The following is an 18,635-nucleotide window of genomic DNA, read 5'->3' on the forward strand; positions in this document are numbered from 1 at the left end:
CCTGGGCGACGTTAATTGCTGCAACTTCCGCTAACGTATTCTGTAACGGACCCCGAGGACCCTATTTGCTTCAACCTCGCTCCGATTCCTGCGGACAGGGCTAAATAACGGCATGGGTGTCCGTTACATCGGGAAATACTCGGGAAATGGCGAATTAACGGCTCACCGGTCCGTTATAGATCCCCGCCACCATCGATACATTTCCCGTACTCGGCGCTCTTTTGTTCATGATCCCGATGAATCAGGTTCAGCCGATTACCGGGCAGCCCCCTCCCCCACGGCGAGCTGAGATGCCAGCGGGGGTGCCTAACACAAAAGAAGAGCGCTTCAAGGCCAGAGGGTGAAATGATTCTGAAGAAACGATCGTAAGAACATTTCACACGGCGGCCTTCCCGCGCCCTTCTATCTAGTTACTAGGCAAATCGGGTCCAACAGATTTGCCAAGCTTACTCCCTCACCCCCACGGCGACCGAGAGCAGCCGGTGGGGGTGCCTATCACAAAAGAAGAGCGCTTCAAGGCCAGAGGGTGAAATGATTCTGAAGAAACGATAGTGGTCGCCTTTGCGAGCGGATTTCTACAACTTCTGAATTCATAAAACCAAGAAATCCGCGAGCAACAGCGATCGTAAGAACATTTCACATGGCGGCCTTCTCTCGCTCTTCTATTCAGTTGCCCGGCTAGACAATGGTCTACCTACTCATCGGATGTTCCAGGTCGACGTGGCCCATCAACGATTCGACCTGCTGGCCGTCCAATGTCAGCTCGATTTGCTTGACTTCGTCAAATTGGAACATCGTATTCTTCAGCGCCTCGAGAGCCAGCGACTCCCCGCCCGCGCCGAGGCGCGCTTCGTCCGGCAGGCTGATATCGAGATTTAATTGTCCGCTCGTCTCCTCGAACTTCACGGTGTTCAAGACCACCTTCTCCCAGAGGGAAAGAAGGCCGTCATCCGCTTTCTGCAACGCCTCAAAGGCGCTTTCGTATTTGCTTCGGTCCGCCGAATATTCGATCTCGCGCGGCTTTTGCTTCAACTCCATGAGATCGCTGTCGGTAAAGTAAAGCTGGATGGTCAGTTTCTCCGTTGTTGTCTCTTGCGTTGCGGCGTCAGGATCGCCGGTTGTAGCAGCATCGTTATCAGGCTTTTGAACCTCCCCGGATTGCAAATCGGATTGCTGTGCACCGCTGCTTAGCGCGGCGTCCGACTCCGTCCCGTTATCCGGCGGCGAAGCCGTCGGCTTGTTCCCGCACCCTGCGGCAACCCCCAGCATGGCGACCATCGCCAGCAAAATCGCTATTTTTCTCATGCCGCTTGCCCCCTTGTCGTTTCGGCACCTACGGTCTGTCATAGGCCCAGATATTCTTTAATACCCGCGGCAACGCCTTCCGCAACGCGCTGTTGGAATTCCTCGGTATACATCAGGCCTGCGTCGTTTTTGTTGCTGAGGTACCCGACCTCGAGCAGAACCGCCGGCATTTTCGTTTCCCGGGTAACATGCAAGCTGCTCTTTCGGACTCCCCGGTCCGTCAAGCCCGTCGCCTCGACCAAATGCCGGTGCATGACGTTGGCGAGCGGAATGCTCTCCTCCCGGGTGTAGTACGTTTCCGAACCGCTAGGATTGCTTGGAGGATCGATGCTGTTTCCATGGATCGAAACGAACACCGAAGCCCCGAGGTCGTTGGCGACCTTCACCCGGTCTTGCAGCGACATCGTCACATCCGTCGTACGGGTCAAGACCACATCCAGATTGGCTTCCTGACGGAGTAATGCCTCGACTTTTAACGCTACCGCCAGGGTAAATTCCTTCTCCTGTTTCTTGGTGACGCTGATGGCTCCAGGCTGGCTCCCGCCATGGCCCGCGTCGATCACGACGACCGGCCGTCCGCTACCTCCCACGCCCGAGCCCGGAACGGCGGCGCCTGCTGTCAAATCAACGGTCACAAGGCCATCGTCAAGGTTGGTCACCGTAAACTCTACGTTCCGGGTTAAGTCGATCACGATACGAACCGTAGAGGGTGCCGTGCTAAATAACGAATAACGGATCTGGGATACTTCCGGATAATCGCTAACGGCAATTTGACCTTTTCGGCTGATGTCGAGCGGATGAACTTCCCCGAAGGTCGGCGCAAAATCAGCGTTTGGAATATCGACAACGATCCGATCGGGACCGGTCATTTTAAAAACATTAGGCGTTACGCTGCCGGAAACGGCAAACATCAAGCGATTTTCGCTAAAGCTAATGCCCTGGATCAACGCATTTGGGATCTCGGCTTGGTTCCCTGTCGATGATCCCGGTACGTATGTATCGTCGTCCCCCGCCGCCGGCTGCCCTGCCGGAACGGATATCGGGGTTCCCTGGTCGGGAGCCTGACTTCCGGTGCCCGGAACGACACCGCCCGCGGAACCTCCCGCCGGACTGGTTAAATAAGCGGATTTCGTCGCGTTATCCCAGCTGACCTGCATGCCCATCTGTTCTCCGACAAAACGGAGCGGCACCAGCGTCGAATCCCCCTGCAGGTAAGGAGCGCTGTTCAACTTGACCGTCTGACCGCCGGCAGAAGCCGTATTTTGGCCGAGCGTCAGCTTGAGCTCCGTCCCCTCCTGCGAGATGGTAATCGTCCCGCTCTTCTTCTCCCAGGCGACTTGGTAGCCCAAACCCTCGGCAACCACGCGCAGCGGTACCATCACGTTGCCTCCAACGATACCGGCCTGGGCGCCGGCAGGCTGCTGCAGCTCCTGACCGTCGAGAATAATATGCGTTCCGGAGGATCCCGATGAGGCCGCGAAGGCGTCTTTCGCCAAACCCGGAAAAACCAGCAAGCCAACCAACATAAACATCATCAAGCCGAGCTTCTTCATTCGTTAATCCCTACCCCACCCTCATATTTTGCCGAATCAAGAACTTCATTGGCGGATGTGCCCTGCTTTGCGGCCCAGCGGCCATTGTAAACGCCAACATTCCCAAAACGCTGCTAATTACTTCCATAATATCAGAAAAAGCGCGGGTCTGATAGACTCATATTTTCATAGAATGACAAAAAAAGCCCCGACTGCTACCGCAGCCGGGACTTTCTATCAAACTCTAGGCGGTTTAAGCCCAATTCGCAAACTTTTTCTGCTCGTAAGCCGCAATCAAATCCTCATGCTGGAGCGTCAAGCCGATGTCGTCCAGGCCTTGCAGCAAAAATTGACGGCGATGCTCATCCAGATCAAAGCTCAAGTTCAGGCCGTATTCGTCAGTGATCGTTTTTTGCTCCAGATCCACCGTCAGCTTGTAGCCTTCATGGGCCGCCGTCCGCTGGAACAGCTCCTCCACTTGCTCTTCGGACAGCTTAATCGGCAGGATGCCGTTCTTAAAGCAGTTGTTATAGAAAATATCCGCAAAGGAGGGCGCGATCACGCAGCGGAATCCGTAATCCAGAATCGCCCACGGCGCATGCTCCCGCGAAGAGCCGCATCCGAAGTTCACGCGCGAGATGAGCACGGACGCGCCTTCGTAACGGGATTTGTTCAACTCGAAATCGGGATTCACGTTCCCTTCCGTGTCGAACCGCCATTCATAGAACAGGAATTGTCCAAAACCGGAACGCTCGATCCGCTTCAGGAATTGTTTAGGTATAATTGCATCGGTATCCACGTTTACGCGGTCCACCGGACCTACGACACCGGTATGTTTTACAAATGCTTCCATCGTCGATTCTCCCCTTTTCCCTTGATTAGCTCAGGACTTCGCTTTTGATCTCCCACTCGCGCACGTCGACGAAGCGACCCTTAATCGCCGCCGCAGCCGCCATGGCTGGAGAAACCAGGTGCGTTCTGCCGCCGCGCCCTTGCCGTCCTTCAAAGTTGCGGTTGGAGGTGGAGGCGCAGCGTTGCCCCGGCTGCAGGACGTCGGGATTCATTGCCAAGCACATGCTGCAACCCGCATCGCGCCATTCGAAGCCCGCTTCCGTGAACACCTTGTCGAGGCCTTCTTTTTCCGCTTGCAGCTTCACGCGGCCCGAACCCGGAACGACGATCGCCGTGACTTTGTCGGAGACCTTGTAGCCTTTGGCGATTTCCGCCGCGGCGCGCAGGTCTTCGATCCGGCCGTTTGTACAGGAACCGATAAAGACATAATCGATCGCGATGTTCGTCATCGGCGTGCCCGGCGTCAAGCCCATGTATTCCAGCGCCTTCTCGGCGGCTTTCCGTTCATTGTCGGTTGCAAAGTCGGCCGGGTTCGGTACCGTACCGTCGATCCCCGTACCCATCCCCGGGCTCGTTCCCCAGGTAACTTGCGGGATCAGCGAATCGACGTCAAATTCGACGACGCGATCGTAAACCGCACCTTCGTCGGAGGCCAGGTTCTTCCATTCGGCAACCGCCTGCTCGAACGCCGCGCCTTGCGGCACGTGCTCGCGGCCGCGCAAATAGTCGAACGTCGTTTCGTCCGGCGCGATCAAACCCGCTCTCGCTCCGGCTTCGATCGACATGTTGCAGACCGTCATCCGCTCTTCCATCGACAGCTCGCGGATCGCTTCGCCCGTATATTCGATGACATAGCCGGTTGCGAAGTCGGTGCCATACTTCGCGATGACGCCGAGGATCATGTCCTTCGCGGTCACGCCCGGTTTGCGTTTGCCGACAAAACGAACTTCCAGCGTTTTCGCTTTGGCTTGCTGCAGGCATTGGGTCGCCAATACGTGCTCGACCTCACTCGTTCCGATCCCGAAAGCAAGGGCGCCGAACGCTCCGTGCGTGGAGGTATGGCTGTCGCCGCAAACGATCGTTTTGCCCGGATGCGTCAGTCCCAGCTCTGGTCCCATGACGTGTACAACGCCCTGATCAATCGTGTCCAAATCATACAAAGTGACGCCGAAATCGCGGCAGTTCTGAGACAGCGTGTCAATCTGCTGCTTGGAGATCGGGTCGGAAATGTTATAGCGGTCTTTGGTCGGAACATTATGGTCCATTGTCGCAAAGGTCAATTCCGGACGGCGTACCTTGCGGCCGCTGAGGCGGAGTCCTTCAAACGCCTGCGGCGAGGTCACCTCGTGCACCAGGTGCAGGTCGATATAGAGGATGCTTGGTTTGCCCTCTTCTTGATAGATGACGTGATTATCCCAAATTTTCTCGTACATGGTCTTTTTGCTGCTCATGTTCATTCACCCCACACAAGGATTCGTACCGTTTTCAAGGCGAAAGTGCGTGTTGCTCGCTCCCTCCGGCCTCGAATGTTGAATTCAATATAACATGATCATGTTAATTGTTCCAAGATATAATAACTATAAACGCAATAGGTTTAGCTTATAAGAGGAACGGGATCACTTGTGCTTCGCCCCTAACTTAAGGCTTGGACAATCACGATCAATGCCGGAAGCGCTAGGAAGGAAGCAAGCGTAGTCCAGACGATACATTTGGACACCAGCCCCGGGGCAGCGTCAAACCGCTCAGCCAGCACAACGGCATTTACCGCGACCGGCATGGAGGCTTGAATGAACAGGACGGAAAACAGCAGGCCGGAGATGCCCAGCAGCTTCAATGCCGTGAAGGCGATCAGCGGAGCCAGAAGCAGGCGGATCGCCGTGCCTGCCCAGAAGGCCGCAGGCTTCACCTGCTTCGCCTCCGGGCGGCCTACCTTCACCATTTGCGCGCCCAATATCGTCAGCACCACCGGCGAATAAGCGTCCGCTACCATGGAGATTCCCTGCTCTAGCCCGGCAGTCAGGTGGAGCCCGAAGCATTTCAGGAACACGGCCAGCGCCGCTGCATACACCGCCGGCAGAGCAAACACGGACTTCACCGCGCTTTGGACGGAAAACTGGGATCGTGCCGCGAAATAGACTCCTACCGTATTTACAAGGATCATTTGCGTGATGACGTATACCGAGGCTTTATCCAAGCCCAGTTGGCCGAAGGCCAGCAGCACGAGCGGCAGCCCGTAATTGGCGCTATTCGTTAAGGTGGAGATCAGCGTCAAGCCGGCCCTCTCCGCCGAATCCAGGCGGGCCAAGCGCCCCGCCGCTATGGCTACTCCCCACATCAGCAGCAGGTTTACGAGGGCGAAGCCGATGGTGCTGTACAGCTCATCCAGCGAGATATGAGCATTTCGCAGCGTATCATAGATGATGGCTGGACTAAGCACATACAAATACAACGACAGCAAAGGCTTCGTGTCCCAGGCGCGAAACCGGGCCAGCAGCGCCCCGGCGGCAACCGGAACCGACAGCGGCACAATGACGCCAATCAGCGTCGACGCGACCGTTTGGAGCATGACGGCAACCCCCTTCTTTGAATTGCCTCTTATTTTAACGGCCGGAAGAAGCCATCGTCCAAGACCAGAAATCAATATGGTTGATAGACAAAACCTATACCCCAACAAAAAAGAGCAACCCGGCCGAGAAACATCTCGGAGTACGGATTGCTCCATTTTTTCTGAACTAAAACGAATCGATCCCCATCACATGATCGAGCGGCACCGGCCCGATGCTCCGGCTGTCGTTGCTGTTGTTGCGGTTATCTCCCATTACGAACACATGATTCTCAGGCACTTCCCAGACCTGATCCACGCCGGCATCCATCTGCTCCTTAATGTACGGCTCTTGCAGCAGTTCTCCATTGCGGAACACATGCCCGTCTTTCACTTCGATCGTATCCCCCGGCAAACCGATCACGCGTTTGACGTAAAAAACATCATCCTCTTCTCCCCCGGACAGCCAGGTAATGATCGGGTGCTCCTTCACGTCGTCCCAGAACGAGCGGCTCCGATCGACGCGGCTGTCGATAATGACGATGTCGCCGTAGGCCGGCAGCTTCTCCAGCACATGCGTAAACTTCCAGGCGTAAATGCGTTGATTGTCGTTTAAGGTTGGTTCCATCGAATGTCCGTCTACTTTATAGGGCTGAATGATAAAAATGCCGATGATCATGCTGAGCACAAACCCGAGGAAGATCGAGAAGCCCCATCCGCCGATCTCTTTCCACCATTTTTTTCGTTTCAAGCGAAAACCTCCACCCACTTGATGTTTGCTTCTATTATAAGGCCAAGCGATATGCCAAGACAAACATCTATATGATATAGTGAACTTATAGGTTCTACTTATAAGAAGCAAAGGGGTTAATTCGCATGGAACTTCGCCAACTTCAATACACCTTGCAAATCGCCGAGGAAAAAAACTTCTCCCGCGCCGCCGACAAGCTTCACATCGCCCAGCCGTCGCTAAGCCAGCAGCTGTCCAAGCTGGAGCAAGAGCTCGGGGTAAAGCTGTTTCAGCGCAATACGAGCACGGTTGAACTAACCTACGCCGGAGCCAGCTTTATCGCCCACGCGCAAAAGATCATGGATGCCGTCGCCCAGCTTCGGCAGGAGATGGATGACATCTCCCAGCTAAGAGCGGGTCGCGTTGTGGTCGGCAGTATGCCGATTACCGGTTCCCATCTGCTGCCCTACGTGCTTCCGGCGTTTAAGGAGAGCTATCCGGACATTCAAGTGACCCTGCTGGAAGACACGTCCCTGAATCTGGAGAAGCTCACGGCCGGCGGCGGCACCGATCTCAGCCTACTTTCCCTGCCATTGCAGGAGCCCTCGCTTTCCTACGTGCCAATCGGCGAGGAAATCATCGATTTAGCGGTTCCGCCGAATCATCCGCTAACGACAACCCCCGGGGTTCAGGAGCGGGGAGTTGAGCTGGCGCAGCTTCAGGATGAACCGTTTATCGTGCTCAAAAAAGGCCAGGGCTTCCGCAAGCTGACCATCGATTTGTGCCGGGGCGCCGGATTCGAACCCAATGTCGTCTTCGAAAGCAACAACATCGAAACCGTCCAGTCGCTGGTTGCGGCCGGCATGGGGATCACGCTTGTGCCCCGGTTTATCGCCCGGGCCAAACGCAGCGAGCTGATTCCGGCGTATTTGCCTCTCGCCGCTCCTGCCCCGAGCCGGACGCTGGTCATCGCCTATCGCAAGGGCCGTTATCTGTCCAAGGCGGCCGAGGCGTTTATCGAGACGTTCAAAGCGACGATGGAGCATCGCCAAACGCTTTACCATTCGTAATTCTGCGGCCGCCGATCGGCGAAGACGGGAATGCGGCGGCGGACATGATCGACTAAGGTCAGGTCGATGCTGCCGGTGACGATTTCCTCCCCTTCGCCGCCTTCGGCCACGATTTCGCCCCAAGGGTCGAGGATCAGGGAATGGCCGAAAAATTCGTCGCCGCCGCTCTTCCCCGTCCGGTTGCAGGCAATCACGTACATCTGGTTTTCGATCGCCCGTGCGGCGAGCAGGGTGCGCCAATGGTTAAGCCGCGGCTGCGGCCATTCCGCCGCCACGAACAGCAGCTTGGCGCCCCGCAGGGCCAGGCTGCGGGCCAGCTCCGGGAAGCGGATGTCATAACAGATCGCCGCCCCGGCCTGCAGGCCGTCCAGCTCGAACGTCACGCTCCGTTCCCCCGGTTGCAAGTATTTCTCTTCCTCCATCAACCGAAAGAGATGGATTTTGGAGTAGGCAGCAACCTCTTCACCGGTTCGATTAAAGACCGGCATCGAGTTATATACCTGACCTTCGCGAATTTCGGCGATGGAGCCGCCCACCACGTGAATCCTATGGCGCCGCGCAAAAGCGGACAACCATTCCCGGTGTTCCCGCCCCTCCGGATCGGCGATTTCTCTGATTTTCGTCAAGGCGTACCCCGTATTCCACAGCTCCGGAAGCAGAATGACATCCGGTTTCTCAACCGCCGCAGCGGCCCGTTCCATCGCCAGTTCCAGCTTGGCCCGGTTCTCCCCGGGTTTCCCTAAGGCGATATCGCATTGGATCAAGGCGACTCTCCAGCGGTCCGCTTGGCGAGGCGTTTGATTCGACTCTTGATTCATCGCTTAGTCTCCGCCTTTCGTTCGCGTTTTGCTTTCTTGAGTCCCATCATAACGACCCCCTTGCGGTTACGCAAGATGTGCCGACGAGTGCGGGCGTATGCCGCTATACGCGGCCTCTCGGCGCATTTCCCTTTGCATTGGCGCGAAACGCGTGTTATGCTAACATTAATTCAGACTCTTGACGGATATGATAGAAACGCGAAGACGGGACCAGTACGAAAGAAACGCGGCGCGAAAGAGAGTAAATTCCACCGGCTGAAAGAATTTACATGCTTGCCCTTTCCGAACCCTATCCCCGAGCGGCCGGCCGAACAAGCCGGACAGCGCCCCTGTTACCGGGCATTCGAGTTGGATGAGATCTTCTCATCAATAAAGGTGGTACCGCGGAAGTCAAACTTTCGTCCTTTGCGTGCAAAGGCGGAAGTTTTTTTTATTTTATCTATCGTTCGAGGAGTGATCCCCATGCTGCGACGCATCGTCGTCAAAATCGGCAGCAGTTCGCTGACATCGTCGGAAGGAGGATTAAACCGGGAGGCTGTCGCCTATTTCGCGACCGAGCTGGCCGGTCTGATACAAGCCGGGTACCAGCCGTTGCTAGTAACCTCCGGTGCGGTTGCCGCCGGATTCCGCGAAATCGGCTATCCCGAACGGCCAAAGCTGCTGCATGAGAAACAAGCCTCGGCCGCCGTCGGTCAAGCGCTGCTGATGCAAACCTATCGCGAGGAGCTGGCCCGGCACGGGGTTTCCGCCGCACAGGTGCTGCTGACCCGGTCGGATTTTCAGAACCGCAAACGGACGGGCAACGCAAGCATGGCGATGGAAGAGCTGCTGAAGCGAAACGTGCTGCCGATCATTAACGAGAACGACACCGTTTCGCTGGATGAATTGAAATTCGGCGACAACGACACGTTGTCCGCCCTCGTCGCTAACCTGATCCGCGCCGATCAGCTGCTGATCCTGACCGATATGGACGGTCTTTACACCAAGGATCCGCGCCTGGATCCGAAAGCGACACGGATCGGGCGGGTAACGGAAATTACCGGCGAGATTTATGCGATTGCCGGCGGTGCCGGTTCTACCGTAGGCACGGGCGGCATGCGCTCAAAAATCGACGCCGCGAAAATCGCTTCGATTGGCGGAGTACCCGTGTTCATCGGAAAGGTTGCCTCCCCCGGCGATCTGCTGACCGCTCTGCGCGGCGATGGACACGGTACCTATTTCGAGGCCCACGGCGCGGCGCTGCCGCGGAAGAAGCAATGGCTGGGCTTTTTCTCTACCCCGATCGGGACGCTGACGGTCGACGCCGGCGCCGAGGAAGCTTTGATCCGCGGTGGACGCAGCCTGCTTCCCGTTGGCGTCAAAGCCGCCAGCGGGCATTTCCATACCGGCGACGTCGTTGAGGTCGTCAGCGCCGACGGCGAGGTACTGGGACGCGGCATCGTCAATTATGACGCGGAGCAGCTCCACGGCATCTTGGGACTCCCCAGCACCGAGGTCGTCAAAAAAATGGACAGCGTCCATCGCCTGGAGGTCATCCACCGGGACGAATGGATTTCGCTGAAAGCCTAAAACTCGCCACCCCAAATCAGATACCAAGGAGGCATACCTATGAGTGAAGTGAGACAAAAAGCCGAACGGGCCGGCAGCGCCGTTTCCGTACTGAACCGTTTGACGACGGCGCAAAAAAACGAAGCGCTGCTGGCAGCGGCCGAAGCGCTGGTTCGCGGCAGCGACGCCATTCTCGCCGCGAATGAGGAGGACCTGCAGCGGGGACGAGACAACGGGACGTCTTCCTCCATGCTGGATCGCCTGGCTTTAACCCCGGAACGGATTGAAAGCATCGCCGAAGGGCTGCGGCAAATTGCCGAGCTTCCGGATCCAGTTGGGGACGTGCTGGAGACGATCGACCGCCCGAACGGGCTGCATATCGTCAAACGCCGCGTCCCGCTTGGGGTTATCGGGATCGTCTATGAAGCGCGGCCCAACGTCACGGTTGACGCGATGGGGTTATGCCTGAAAACGGGCAACGCCGTTGTGCTCCGCGGCGGGTCCTCCGCTTTGTCCTCCAACCGCAAAATCGTGGAAATCATCCACGGCGCGCTCGCAGGAACTCAAGTTCCGGTTGATGCCGTACAGCTGATCGAGGATCCGAATCGTTCCTCCGTCGACGAAATGCTGAAGCTGAACGGACTGCTCGACGTCGTGATCCCGCGCGGCGGCAGCTCGCTGATTCAAACGGTCGTGCAAAACGCCACGGTACCGGTCATTGAAACGGGGGCCGGCATCTGCCATACGTATTTGGACGCCACGGCCGATCCAACGATGGCGACGAAGATCGCGTTGAATGCCAAAGTACAGCGCCCTTCGGTCTGCAACTCGATGGAAACGCTGCTGGTGCATGAGGATTTTGCCGAGCGCCACCTGGCGGAACTGGCCAACCGATTCAAGGACGCCGGCGTCGAGCTGCGGGGCTGCGAGTCCGCCAGAGGGTTGATCCCTTGGGCCGTGCCGGCGACGGATGAGGATTATGCTACGGAATACAACGATTATATTCTGAATGTCAAAGTCGTTCGCAATCTCGATGAAGCCATGGCACACATCGCCCGCTTCGGCACGAAGCACTCCGAATGCATCGTCACCCAAGACGGCGCCAACGCCGAGCGGTTCCAGCAGGAAGTGGATGCAGCCGCCGTATACCATAACGCCTCCACCCGCTTTACCGACGGCTATGAGTTCGGGTTCGGCGCGGAGATCGGCATCAGCACCCAGAAGCTGCATGCCCGGGGACCCATGGGGTTGGCTGCGCTGACATCGAGCAAATATATCATCCAGGGGAGTGGGCAAATCCGGCAGTAACGGGCCGGTGCTCCCTCTTTCCCCACGATTACTACAGGAGGTCATTCTCTATGAAAACAAACCCTACATTGGCCGCCTCCACCATCTGTTTCTACGGAGCGGGGTCGATGGCCGAAGCCATCGTGCGCGGTTTGCTCCATAAGCAAGTTGCTGGCGCGGGCCAAATTGTCATGCTGAACCGCTCGAACCGGGAACGGCTCGACTATTTGACGCAAACCTACCAGGTCCAAACGGCGGCCGAAGACGACGCAAAACGGGTATATCTGCGGGATGCGTCGATCATCGTGCTGGCGATGAAACCCAAAGACGCCGGCGAAGCCTTGGCCGGTCTTGGCCCCTTGCTGCGCGAGGGCCAACTGATCGTCTCCCTGATCGCCGGCTTATCCATCGCCACGATCCAAGCCTTGCTTGGGACGAGCGCGGCCGTTGCCCGCACGATGCCGAACACCTCCTGCTCCATTGGACAAGGCGCCACCGGGATCTCCTTCTCCCCGGAAGCGACCGAGGAGCAACGCGCCCAGGTGCTGTCAATGTTCGAAGCCGTCGGGACGGTTAGCATCATCCCCGAAGAACAAATGGAAATATTGACGGGCGTATCCGGGAGCGGACCCGCATATGTTTATTATCTGATGGAAGCGATGATCGAAGCGGGCATCGAAGGCGGCTTGACGGCGGAGCAATCCCGCGAGCTCACCGTGCAAACGGTGCTGGGCGCCGCCTTGATGATGGCGGAAACCGGCGAAGCGCCGACCAAGCTGCGCGCGGACATCACCTCGCCGAACGGTTCGACGCAAGCGGCGATCGGCGTGCTCGAAGCCGGCAGCTTCCAGCCGAACGTGCGGGCTGCGGTCCATCGGGCCGCCGAACGTTCGAAAGAAATGGGCGAGGCCGTAAAGCAGGCGCTGCTGTAATAACGAATCTTCGCCGTGTGCCGAAGGCAAGGTCCGCGTTTGAGGTTAGCATGAAAGGGGGGACGGCAGCATGAATTATGTCGATATCCCATGGGAGGATAAACAAGCGGCGCTGGGCACCATCCACCGCGTGCGGGAGGAATTCGCGGCCCGCGGTTGGCTTCCCGCCTCCAGCGGAAGCTTGTCCGTACGGGTCGGTACTTACGCGCCGGACCGGTTTGCGTTTGCCGTGACGTCCGACGAGATGCACGCGTCGGAGTTAGCCTTGGAATCTTCCCCTGCGGCAGGCGTTCTGTTCGTCGATGCTGCCGGCGAGCCTTTCGAGCCAACGCGGCTGAGGCCGTGCGCCGACGTGACGATTCACGCGAGAATCTACCGGATGACCGGCTGCGGCGCGATCGTTCACGTACATACGGCGTTTAACAATGTCCTCAGCGAATATTTCGGCGCGGACGGCGGAGTCCCTCTCAAAGGTAACGAGCTGCTCAAAAGCTTGGAAATCTGGGAGACGCAAGAAGAAGTTCGAGTGCCGGTTCTTCCGAACCCTGCGGAGCTTTCCGGACTTCTCAAACGAATCCCGGGCGGGTTGGGCACGCGTGTTCCTGCGTTTTTGCTGCAAAACCACGGGATCTATGCCTGGGGCTCTAGCATGAAGGAGGCCAAACGCCATCTGGAAGCGTTGGAGTTTATGTTTGAGGCGCTGTACCGTTCGCTGTTGTTGCCCCCCAAGAGGCGCAATGGCGAATAACAACAACTCGCGGCAGGCGATAAGCGGGCTAGGCCGGTCGAGGATCGGCTTCCTTCGTTTATCGCTGGCCGCGAGTCTTTTTTTGCTGGAGAACTAAATTACCGTTCAATAAATTCCGCATACGCCTTGGCGTCCATCAAATTCGCCAACGCAAGGTTCGGATCCTCCTTCAGCCGAATGTGCACCATCCAACCTCCGTCGTAAGGCTCTTCGTTCACGAGCTCCGGCGCGGTGTCCAGCTCCCCGTTTACCGCCAGCACGGTACCGCTGACCGGCGTAAACAAATCCGCGACCGTCTTGACGGATTCGATCGTGCCGATGCCGTCCTGCGCTTCGATTTCCTGCCCGGGATCGGGCAGCTCCACGAACACGATATCGCCCAACCGATGCTGGGCCACGTCGGAAATGCCGATTTTTACCGTCCCATCCCCCAAATCAAGCACCCACTCATGCTCATCGCTGTACCACACGTTTTCCCTGATCTCACTGGCCAAGACAAGCTCCTCCTCTTTCCGGATGATCTATCAAACCGATCCCACCTTGCCGATTCTCGATCCTGGTGTTTCTTCGTTCAGATTATTCCAAACCTAGCTCCCATGTCAATATTATTAACACATTTGATAGAGTCTAGCAAAATGTAAGCGTAACCTTTCCCAATTAACGAAATATATTAAAATTATTATGATAACTTTATTGACATTGAGATTGATTTTGAGTATTAATGAGATGTGTAAGCTGCGGTTGAAGGCAGGGGGAGAGATTACGATACGTCGTATTGTAACGCCGAAGGAGCAAGCCGCCATGCGGTGAATCTCTCAGGCAAAAGGACCTCTGCCGGACGCAACTCTGGAGAGCATTCACGTAGAGGTAGTTCAAAAAGTCATCTTCCCATCACGAAGCTGTTCATACAGGGCGAGTCGGCATCGAATCTTGAATTCAGCCGTGCCTTCCGTTGCTCACGTAGCTTCCAGCTACGCTGCGCTACTCAGTCCCTAGCTTCATCCAACCTTCTTGGTGCTGGAAACCTTACTTTTTGAACCTTTATCTAAATTGCCTCACGCGAATCACCCAAGGGGAAACCTGCGCAAGCTTCGGCGTTTGGGCGGGGTAACTCTCAGGTACAAGGGACAGAGCCAGGAAGAACCGTCAGGTAAGCTGACGGGATTTCTTTGGCCTGTCCTTTTTGGTTTTCCCAAAATCGGCCGATCCGGCCCTTTCGAGGTGATGGTAATGTCCGAATCCGCTTTGCGGCGCACGCCGCTCTACTCCGGGTATGCGCGTTATGAGGGGGTCCGCTGCATCGATTTCGGCGGTTGGGAACTGCCGGTGCAGTTCAGCGGCATCCAAAAAGAGCATGAAGCCGTGCGCGAGCGCGCCGGATTGTTTGACGTCTCGCATATGGGCGAATTTTTCGTGGAGGGACCTGAGGCGGAACGCTTTTTGCAGCGCATGACGACCAACGACGCAACCCTGCTCGAGCCGGGCAAAGCCCAATACACCTTGCTGTGTTATCCCGATGGCGGCGTGGTGGACGATCTGTTGATCTATAAGCTGGATGAGGAGAAATACATGCTGGTGGTGAACGCCTCGAATATCGAAAAAGATTGGGAGTGGCTGCTGCAGCACCTTCCCGCCGAAGGCGTAGCAATGCGAAACGCCTCCGATGAGACGGCCTTGCTCGCCGTGCAAGGACCGCTTGCCTCTTCCCTCCTCTCCCCGCTTTGCGAAGGGCAGGATCCCGGAGCCTTGCGCCCGTTCACGTTTATCCGGGACGCGCGGGTCGCCGGCATTCCGGTACTGCTGTCGCGAACCGGGTATACGGGCGAAGACGGCTTCGAGTTGTATGTGGCAGCGGAACATGCGGAAGCGCTTTGGGATGTGTTGATGGACGCCGGAGCCCCCCTTGGACTGCTTCCTGCCGGGCTTGGCGCCAGGGATACGCTGCGTTTCGAAGCCTGCCTGCCGTTATACGGGCAGGAGCTGGGACCGGATATCACCCCGCTTGAAGCGGGCTTGAACCGGTTCGTAAAGCTGGAGCAAAGCGATTTCATCGGCCGCGATGCGCTGGTCCAGCAGCGGAAGGATGGCATACCGCGCCGATTGGTCGGCCTCGAAATGATCGATCGCGGGATCCCTCGAACGCATTATCCGGTGTTTGCCGAAGGTTCGGAAGAACCGATCGGGGAAGTGACGACCGGTACGCAGTCGCCGACTTTGAAAAAGAACCTCGGGTTGGCGATCCTCGCAAGCCGCTATACCGAACCCGGCACGATCGTGGAGGTCGACATCCGCGGCAAACGGTTGAAGGCCAAGGTCGTCCCGCTGCCGTTCTATCGCCGAAACGAAAGCCGCGCCAAGCGGTGAAAGGAGATATCGAAAACCGATGCTAAAACACCGTTACCTGCCGTTAACCGAACAAGACCAAACCGAAATGCTGGCGACCGTCGGCGCAGGCTCCGTACAGGAGCTGTTCAGCGACATCCCGGAGGGCATCCGCTTTCAAGGCGAGCTCCCGGTATCCCCGCGTCTGGACGAACACGCGCTCACCCGGCACTTATCCGCACTGGCCGGGCGCAACGCCGACACTGACCGATTCGCCAGCTTCCTTGGCGCCGGTCTTTACGACCATCACATCCCTTCCGTCATTCAGCATGTCATATCCCGCTCGGAATTTTATACGGCCTACACTCCCTATCAGCCGGAAATCAGCCAAGGCGAGCTGCAGGCAATTTTCGAATTCCAGTCGTACATCTGCGAGCTGACCGGCCTCAAGGTCGCCAATGCCAGCATGTACGACGGAGCCACCGCCTTAGCCGAGGCTGGCAACCTGGCCGCAGCCGCCACCAAACGCAAGCAGTTGGTCGTCTCCCGCGCCGTCCATCCGGAAGCCCGCGAGGTGCTCGCCACCTACGCCCACGGCCTGAACCTTGAGATTGTCGAGGTCGGCTGGGCGCAAGGAGTAACCGATCGCGAAGCGCTCGCCGCGGCCATCACGAAGGACACCGCTGCCGTGTTGATCCAGAACCCGAACTTCTTCGGTTCCCTGGAGGATCTCAGCGCCATCGGCGAATTGGCCCATAAGCACGGGAGCTTGCTGGTCGTCAGCAGCAACCCGTTGGCACTTGGCCTGCTGGAAGCGCCGGGCAAGCTCGGTGCCGACATCGTCGTCGGCGATGCCCAGCCGCTTGGGTTAGCCCCTTCCTTCGGCGGACCGACTTGCGGTTTCTTCGCCGTATCGGAAGCGCATATGCGCCGGATGCCCGGCCGGATTGTCGGGCAGACGACCGACAAGAACGGCAAGCGGGGATTCGTCCTGACGTTGCAAGCGCGTGAGCAGCATATCCGCCGCGAGAAAGCGACCTCGAACATTTGCTCCAACCAGGCGCTGCTTGCCCTGGCCGCCTCCGTTTACTTATCCGTAATGGGTAAGCATGGGATGGCCGAGGTGGCGGAGCTGAATTTGCAGAAAAGCCATTATGCCCAAAAGACGTTGACCGCCATCCCTGGCGTAAGCGCCGCCTTTGAGTCGTCCTTCTTCAACGAGTTCGTGCTGCGGCTGCCTGAGGGGACCGATCATATCCGGCTGCAACAGGACTTACTCGCTGCCGGCTTCATCGGCGGGTACGACCTTGGCCGCAGCTACCCCGAGCTGAACGGCCATCTGTTGATCGCCGTAACGGAGAAGCGCAGCAAAGCGGAAATCGACCAATTCGCCCGCGTACTGGAGGAATCGATATGCTCGAAATAAAAGAGACGAAGCCCGATGAATTGTTGATTTTTGAGCGCAGCCGTCCCGGACGGGTCGGCTATTCCTTGCCGGAATGCGACGTCCCGGCCATCCCGAAAGAAGAACTGGTGCCGCAGGGCATGCTGCGGAGCGAAGGCTTGGCATTTCCCGAAGTGTACGAGGTGGACGTGATTCGCCATTACACCGCGTTGTCCCGCCGGAACTTCGGGGTGGATAACGGATTTTATCCGCTCGGCTCCTGTACGATGAAATACAATCCGAAGGTCAACGAGGACGTGGCGCGTTACCCCGGTCTGGCGAAAATCCATCCCTATCAGCCGGAGGAAAGCGTGCAAGGGGCTTTGGAACTGATGTACCGCCTGCAGCAGGATTTGGCCGGACTCACCGGCATGGACGAGGTGACGCTGCAGCCGGCCGCCGGGGCCCATGGCGAATGGACCGGCTTGATGATGATCCGCGCTTACCACGAAAGCCGCGGCGAGAAGCGCACCAAGGTGATCGTGCCGGACTCTTCGCATGGCACGAACCCAGCCAGCGCCTCGGTCGCGGGTTTCGAGACGGTGACCATCCCGTCCACCGCCCGGGGCATGGTGGACCTGGACGCGCTGCGCGCCGCCGTCGGGGAAGACACGGCTGCGCTGATGCTCACCAACCCGAACACGCTGGGCTTGTTCGAGGAACAAATCCTGGAGATCGCCGACATCGTGCACGAAGCCGGCGGCCTGCTGTATTATGATGGCGCGAATTCCAACGCGATCATGGGGATCGCCCGCCCCGGCGACATGGGTTTTGACGTCGTGCACCTCAACCTGCACAAAACGATGAGCACGCCGCACGGCGGCGGCGGCCCCGGTGCCGGCCCGGTCGGCGTGAAGCAGCGGCTGGTTCCGTTTCTGCCCGAGCCGAGAATCGTTAAGAGCGAAACCGGCCGGTACGCCATCCAAGGCGCGCGTTCCGAAGGAGCTGCTGGCGATCCGGCTGGCGGCGCCAATTGCGGATCGGTTAACTCGATCGGCCGGGTGAAAGCTTTTTACGGCAACTTCGGAATCCTTGTCCGCGCTTATGCGTACATCCGCAGTCTCGGCCCGGAAGGACTCCGCCAAGTATCGGAGAACGCCGTGCTGAACGCCAACTATATGATGAAGCGCTTGGCACCCTACTACGACTTGCCCTATCCGGATCAACCGTGCAAACACGAATTCGTCATGTCGGGCAGCGGTCTGGCGAAATACGGCATCCGCACGCTGGACGTCGCCAAGCGGCTGCTGGACTTCGGCTATCATCCGCCAACCATTTACTTCCCGCTGAACGTAGAAGAATGCCTGATGATCGAGCCGACGGAAACCGAAAGCAAGGAAACGCTGGACGGCTTTATCGACGTCATGATCGCCATTGCCAAGGAAGCCGAGACGAACCCGGATTTGCTGCAGAGCGCCCCGCACACCACCCCGGTTACGCGCCTGGACGAAACCGGCGCCGCCCGGAAGCCGGTGCTGAACTGTGCTTGCGGGTAAGCCCGATCA

At 57.8% G+C, this 18,635-nt stretch carries 16 protein-coding genes and 2 riboswitches; of the genes, 8 read left to right on the forward strand and 8 right to left on the reverse strand.

Features of this window, described 5'->3' with window-relative positions:
- Positions 1 to 690: 690 nt before the first annotated feature.
- The 6 genes from MJ257_RS22665 to lepB form a co-directional block, all read right to left on the reverse strand.
- On the reverse strand, positions 691 to 1,305 hold the full coding sequence (locus MJ257_RS22665; protein ID WP_178022600.1) for a GerMN domain-containing protein: 615 nt from the start codon (positions 1,303 to 1,305) through the stop codon (positions 691 to 693).
- 38 nt (positions 1,306 to 1,343) lie between these two features.
- A complete protein-coding gene (locus MJ257_RS22670; RefSeq protein WP_240271387.1) occupies positions 1,344 to 2,858 on the reverse strand; it encodes an N-acetylmuramoyl-L-alanine amidase family protein in 1,515 nt (504 codons plus the stop codon).
- A 232-nt stretch (positions 2,859 to 3,090) separates the two neighbouring features.
- Positions 3,091 to 3,690: a 3-isopropylmalate dehydratase small subunit gene (gene leuD / locus MJ257_RS22675; protein WP_178022602.1), complete on the reverse strand. Its 600-nt coding sequence runs from the start codon at positions 3,688 to 3,690 to the stop codon at positions 3,091 to 3,093.
- Between the two features lie 25 nt (positions 3,691 to 3,715).
- Positions 3,716 to 5,140 carry a 3-isopropylmalate dehydratase large subunit gene (gene leuC / locus MJ257_RS22680; RefSeq protein WP_240271388.1) on the reverse strand — a complete coding sequence of 475 codons (1,425 nt, stop codon included), beginning with the start codon at positions 5,138 to 5,140 and terminating at the stop codon, positions 3,716 to 3,718.
- 182 nt (positions 5,141 to 5,322) lie between these two features.
- Positions 5,323 to 6,255 carry an AEC family transporter gene (locus tag MJ257_RS22685; protein WP_240271389.1) on the reverse strand — a complete coding sequence of 311 codons (933 nt, stop codon included), beginning with the start codon at positions 6,253 to 6,255 and terminating at the stop codon, positions 5,323 to 5,325.
- Between the two features lie 166 nt (positions 6,256 to 6,421).
- Positions 6,422 to 6,982: a signal peptidase I gene (gene lepB, locus MJ257_RS22690; RefSeq protein WP_240271390.1), complete on the reverse strand. Its 561-nt coding sequence runs from the start codon at positions 6,980 to 6,982 to the stop codon at positions 6,422 to 6,424.
- A gap of 125 nt (positions 6,983 to 7,107) precedes the next feature.
- Between lepB and MJ257_RS22695 the strand changes: the two genes are divergently transcribed.
- Complete coding sequence (locus MJ257_RS22695; protein WP_178022606.1) at positions 7,108 to 8,031, forward strand: LysR family transcriptional regulator; 924 nt, start codon at positions 7,108 to 7,110, stop codon at positions 8,029 to 8,031.
- Here the strand turns inward: MJ257_RS22695 and MJ257_RS22700 are convergent.
- Positions 8,019 to 8,849, reverse strand: a complete 831-nt coding sequence (locus MJ257_RS22700; protein WP_178022607.1) for a carbon-nitrogen family hydrolase — start codon at positions 8,847 to 8,849, stop codon at positions 8,019 to 8,021. The genes MJ257_RS22695 and MJ257_RS22700 overlap by 13 nt on opposite strands.
- Positions 8,850 to 9,311: 462 nt before the next feature.
- On the opposite strand from MJ257_RS22700, the gene proB reads away from it, so the two are divergent.
- From proB to mtnB, 4 genes are all read left to right on the forward strand, one after another.
- On the forward strand, positions 9,312 to 10,418 hold the full coding sequence (gene proB / locus MJ257_RS22705; protein ID WP_178022608.1) for a glutamate 5-kinase: 1,107 nt from the start codon (positions 9,312 to 9,314) through the stop codon (positions 10,416 to 10,418).
- Positions 10,419 to 10,457: 39 nt separating this feature from the next.
- Positions 10,458 to 11,705: a glutamate-5-semialdehyde dehydrogenase gene (locus MJ257_RS22710; RefSeq protein ID WP_240271391.1), complete on the forward strand. Its 1,248-nt coding sequence runs from the start codon at positions 10,458 to 10,460 to the stop codon at positions 11,703 to 11,705.
- Between the two features lie 50 nt (positions 11,706 to 11,755).
- Positions 11,756 to 12,616, forward strand: coding sequence for a pyrroline-5-carboxylate reductase (proC, locus tag MJ257_RS22715; RefSeq protein ID WP_240271392.1), 861 nt, complete (start codon positions 11,756 to 11,758; stop codon positions 12,614 to 12,616).
- 70 nt (positions 12,617 to 12,686) lie between these two features.
- Complete coding sequence (mtnB, locus tag MJ257_RS22720; protein ID WP_240271393.1) at positions 12,687 to 13,364, forward strand: methylthioribulose 1-phosphate dehydratase; 678 nt, start codon at positions 12,687 to 12,689, stop codon at positions 13,362 to 13,364.
- 98 nt (positions 13,365 to 13,462) lie between these two features.
- Here mtnB and gcvH read toward each other — a convergent pair whose 3' ends face one another.
- The gene (gene gcvH, locus MJ257_RS22725; protein ID WP_178022612.1) at positions 13,463 to 13,858 is read right to left on the reverse strand and encodes a glycine cleavage system protein GcvH; all 396 of its coding nucleotides are present in this window, start codon (positions 13,856 to 13,858) and stop codon (positions 13,463 to 13,465) included.
- Positions 13,859 to 14,105: 247 nt separating this feature from the next.
- A riboswitch (glycine riboswitch) is annotated at positions 14,106 to 14,205 on the forward strand.
- A gap of 166 nt (positions 14,206 to 14,371) precedes the next feature.
- Positions 14,372 to 14,505, forward strand: a riboswitch (glycine riboswitch).
- An 89-nt stretch (positions 14,506 to 14,594) separates the two neighbouring features.
- Between gcvH and gcvT the strand changes: the two genes are divergently transcribed.
- The 3 genes from gcvT to gcvPB are packed head-to-tail and all read left to right on the forward strand — an operon-like array spanning position 14,595 to position 18,626.
- Positions 14,595 to 15,728, forward strand: coding sequence for a glycine cleavage system aminomethyltransferase GcvT (gcvT, locus tag MJ257_RS22730; protein WP_240271396.1), 1,134 nt, complete (start codon positions 14,595 to 14,597; stop codon positions 15,726 to 15,728).
- A 19-nt stretch (positions 15,729 to 15,747) separates the two neighbouring features.
- Complete coding sequence (gene gcvPA, locus MJ257_RS22735) at positions 15,748 to 17,112, forward strand: aminomethyl-transferring glycine dehydrogenase subunit GcvPA (RefSeq protein WP_240271394.1); 1,365 nt, start codon at positions 15,748 to 15,750, stop codon at positions 17,110 to 17,112.
- A complete protein-coding gene (gene gcvPB, locus MJ257_RS22740; protein WP_240271395.1) occupies positions 17,100 to 18,626 on the forward strand; it encodes an aminomethyl-transferring glycine dehydrogenase subunit GcvPB in 1,527 nt (508 codons plus the stop codon). The genes gcvPA and gcvPB overlap by 13 nt, the downstream gene beginning before the upstream one ends.
- Positions 18,627 to 18,635: the final 9 nt, after the last annotated feature.

Origin of the sequence: Paenibacillus timonensis, assembly GCF_022427145.1 — a bacterium.
Lineage (GTDB): Bacteria > Bacillota > Bacilli > Paenibacillales > Paenibacillaceae > Fontibacillus > Fontibacillus timonensis.

Bases quoted from the DNA above. Each gene is read 5' to 3' on its own strand.
- MJ257_RS22665 (WP_178022600.1), bottom strand. From the start codon at position 1,305: ATGAGAAAAATAGCGATTTTGCTGGCGATGGTCGCCATGCTGGGGGTT.
- MJ257_RS22670 (WP_240271387.1), bottom strand. From the start codon at position 2,858: ATGAAGAAGCTCGGCTTGATGATGTTTATGTTGGTTGGCTTGCTGGTT.
- leuD (WP_178022602.1), bottom strand. From the start codon at position 3,690: ATGGAAGCATTTGTAAAACATACCGGTGTCGTAGGTCCGGTGGACCGC.
- leuC (WP_240271388.1), bottom strand. From the start codon at position 5,140: ATGAGCAGCAAAAAGACCATGTACGAGAAAATTTGGGATAATCACGTC.
- MJ257_RS22685 (WP_240271389.1), bottom strand. From the start codon at position 6,255: ATGCTCCAAACGGTCGCGTCGACGCTGATTGGCGTCATTGTGCCGCTG.
- MJ257_RS22695 (WP_178022606.1), top strand. From the start codon at position 7,108: ATGGAACTTCGCCAACTTCAATACACCTTGCAAATCGCCGAGGAAAAA.
- MJ257_RS22700 (WP_178022607.1), bottom strand. From the start codon at position 8,849: ATGAATCAAGAGTCGAATCAAACGCCTCGCCAAGCGGACCGCTGGAGA.
- proB (WP_178022608.1), top strand. From the start codon at position 9,312: ATGCTGCGACGCATCGTCGTCAAAATCGGCAGCAGTTCGCTGACATCG.
- MJ257_RS22710 (WP_240271391.1), top strand. From the start codon at position 10,458: ATGAGTGAAGTGAGACAAAAAGCCGAACGGGCCGGCAGCGCCGTTTCC.
- proC (WP_240271392.1), top strand. From the start codon at position 11,756: ATGAAAACAAACCCTACATTGGCCGCCTCCACCATCTGTTTCTACGGA.
- mtnB (WP_240271393.1), top strand. From the start codon at position 12,687: ATGAATTATGTCGATATCCCATGGGAGGATAAACAAGCGGCGCTGGGC.
- gcvT (WP_240271396.1), top strand. From the start codon at position 14,595: ATGTCCGAATCCGCTTTGCGGCGCACGCCGCTCTACTCCGGGTATGCG.
- gcvPA (WP_240271394.1), top strand. From the start codon at position 15,748: ATGCTAAAACACCGTTACCTGCCGTTAACCGAACAAGACCAAACCGAA.
- gcvPB (WP_240271395.1), top strand. From the start codon at position 17,100: ATGCTCGAAATAAAAGAGACGAAGCCCGATGAATTGTTGATTTTTGAG.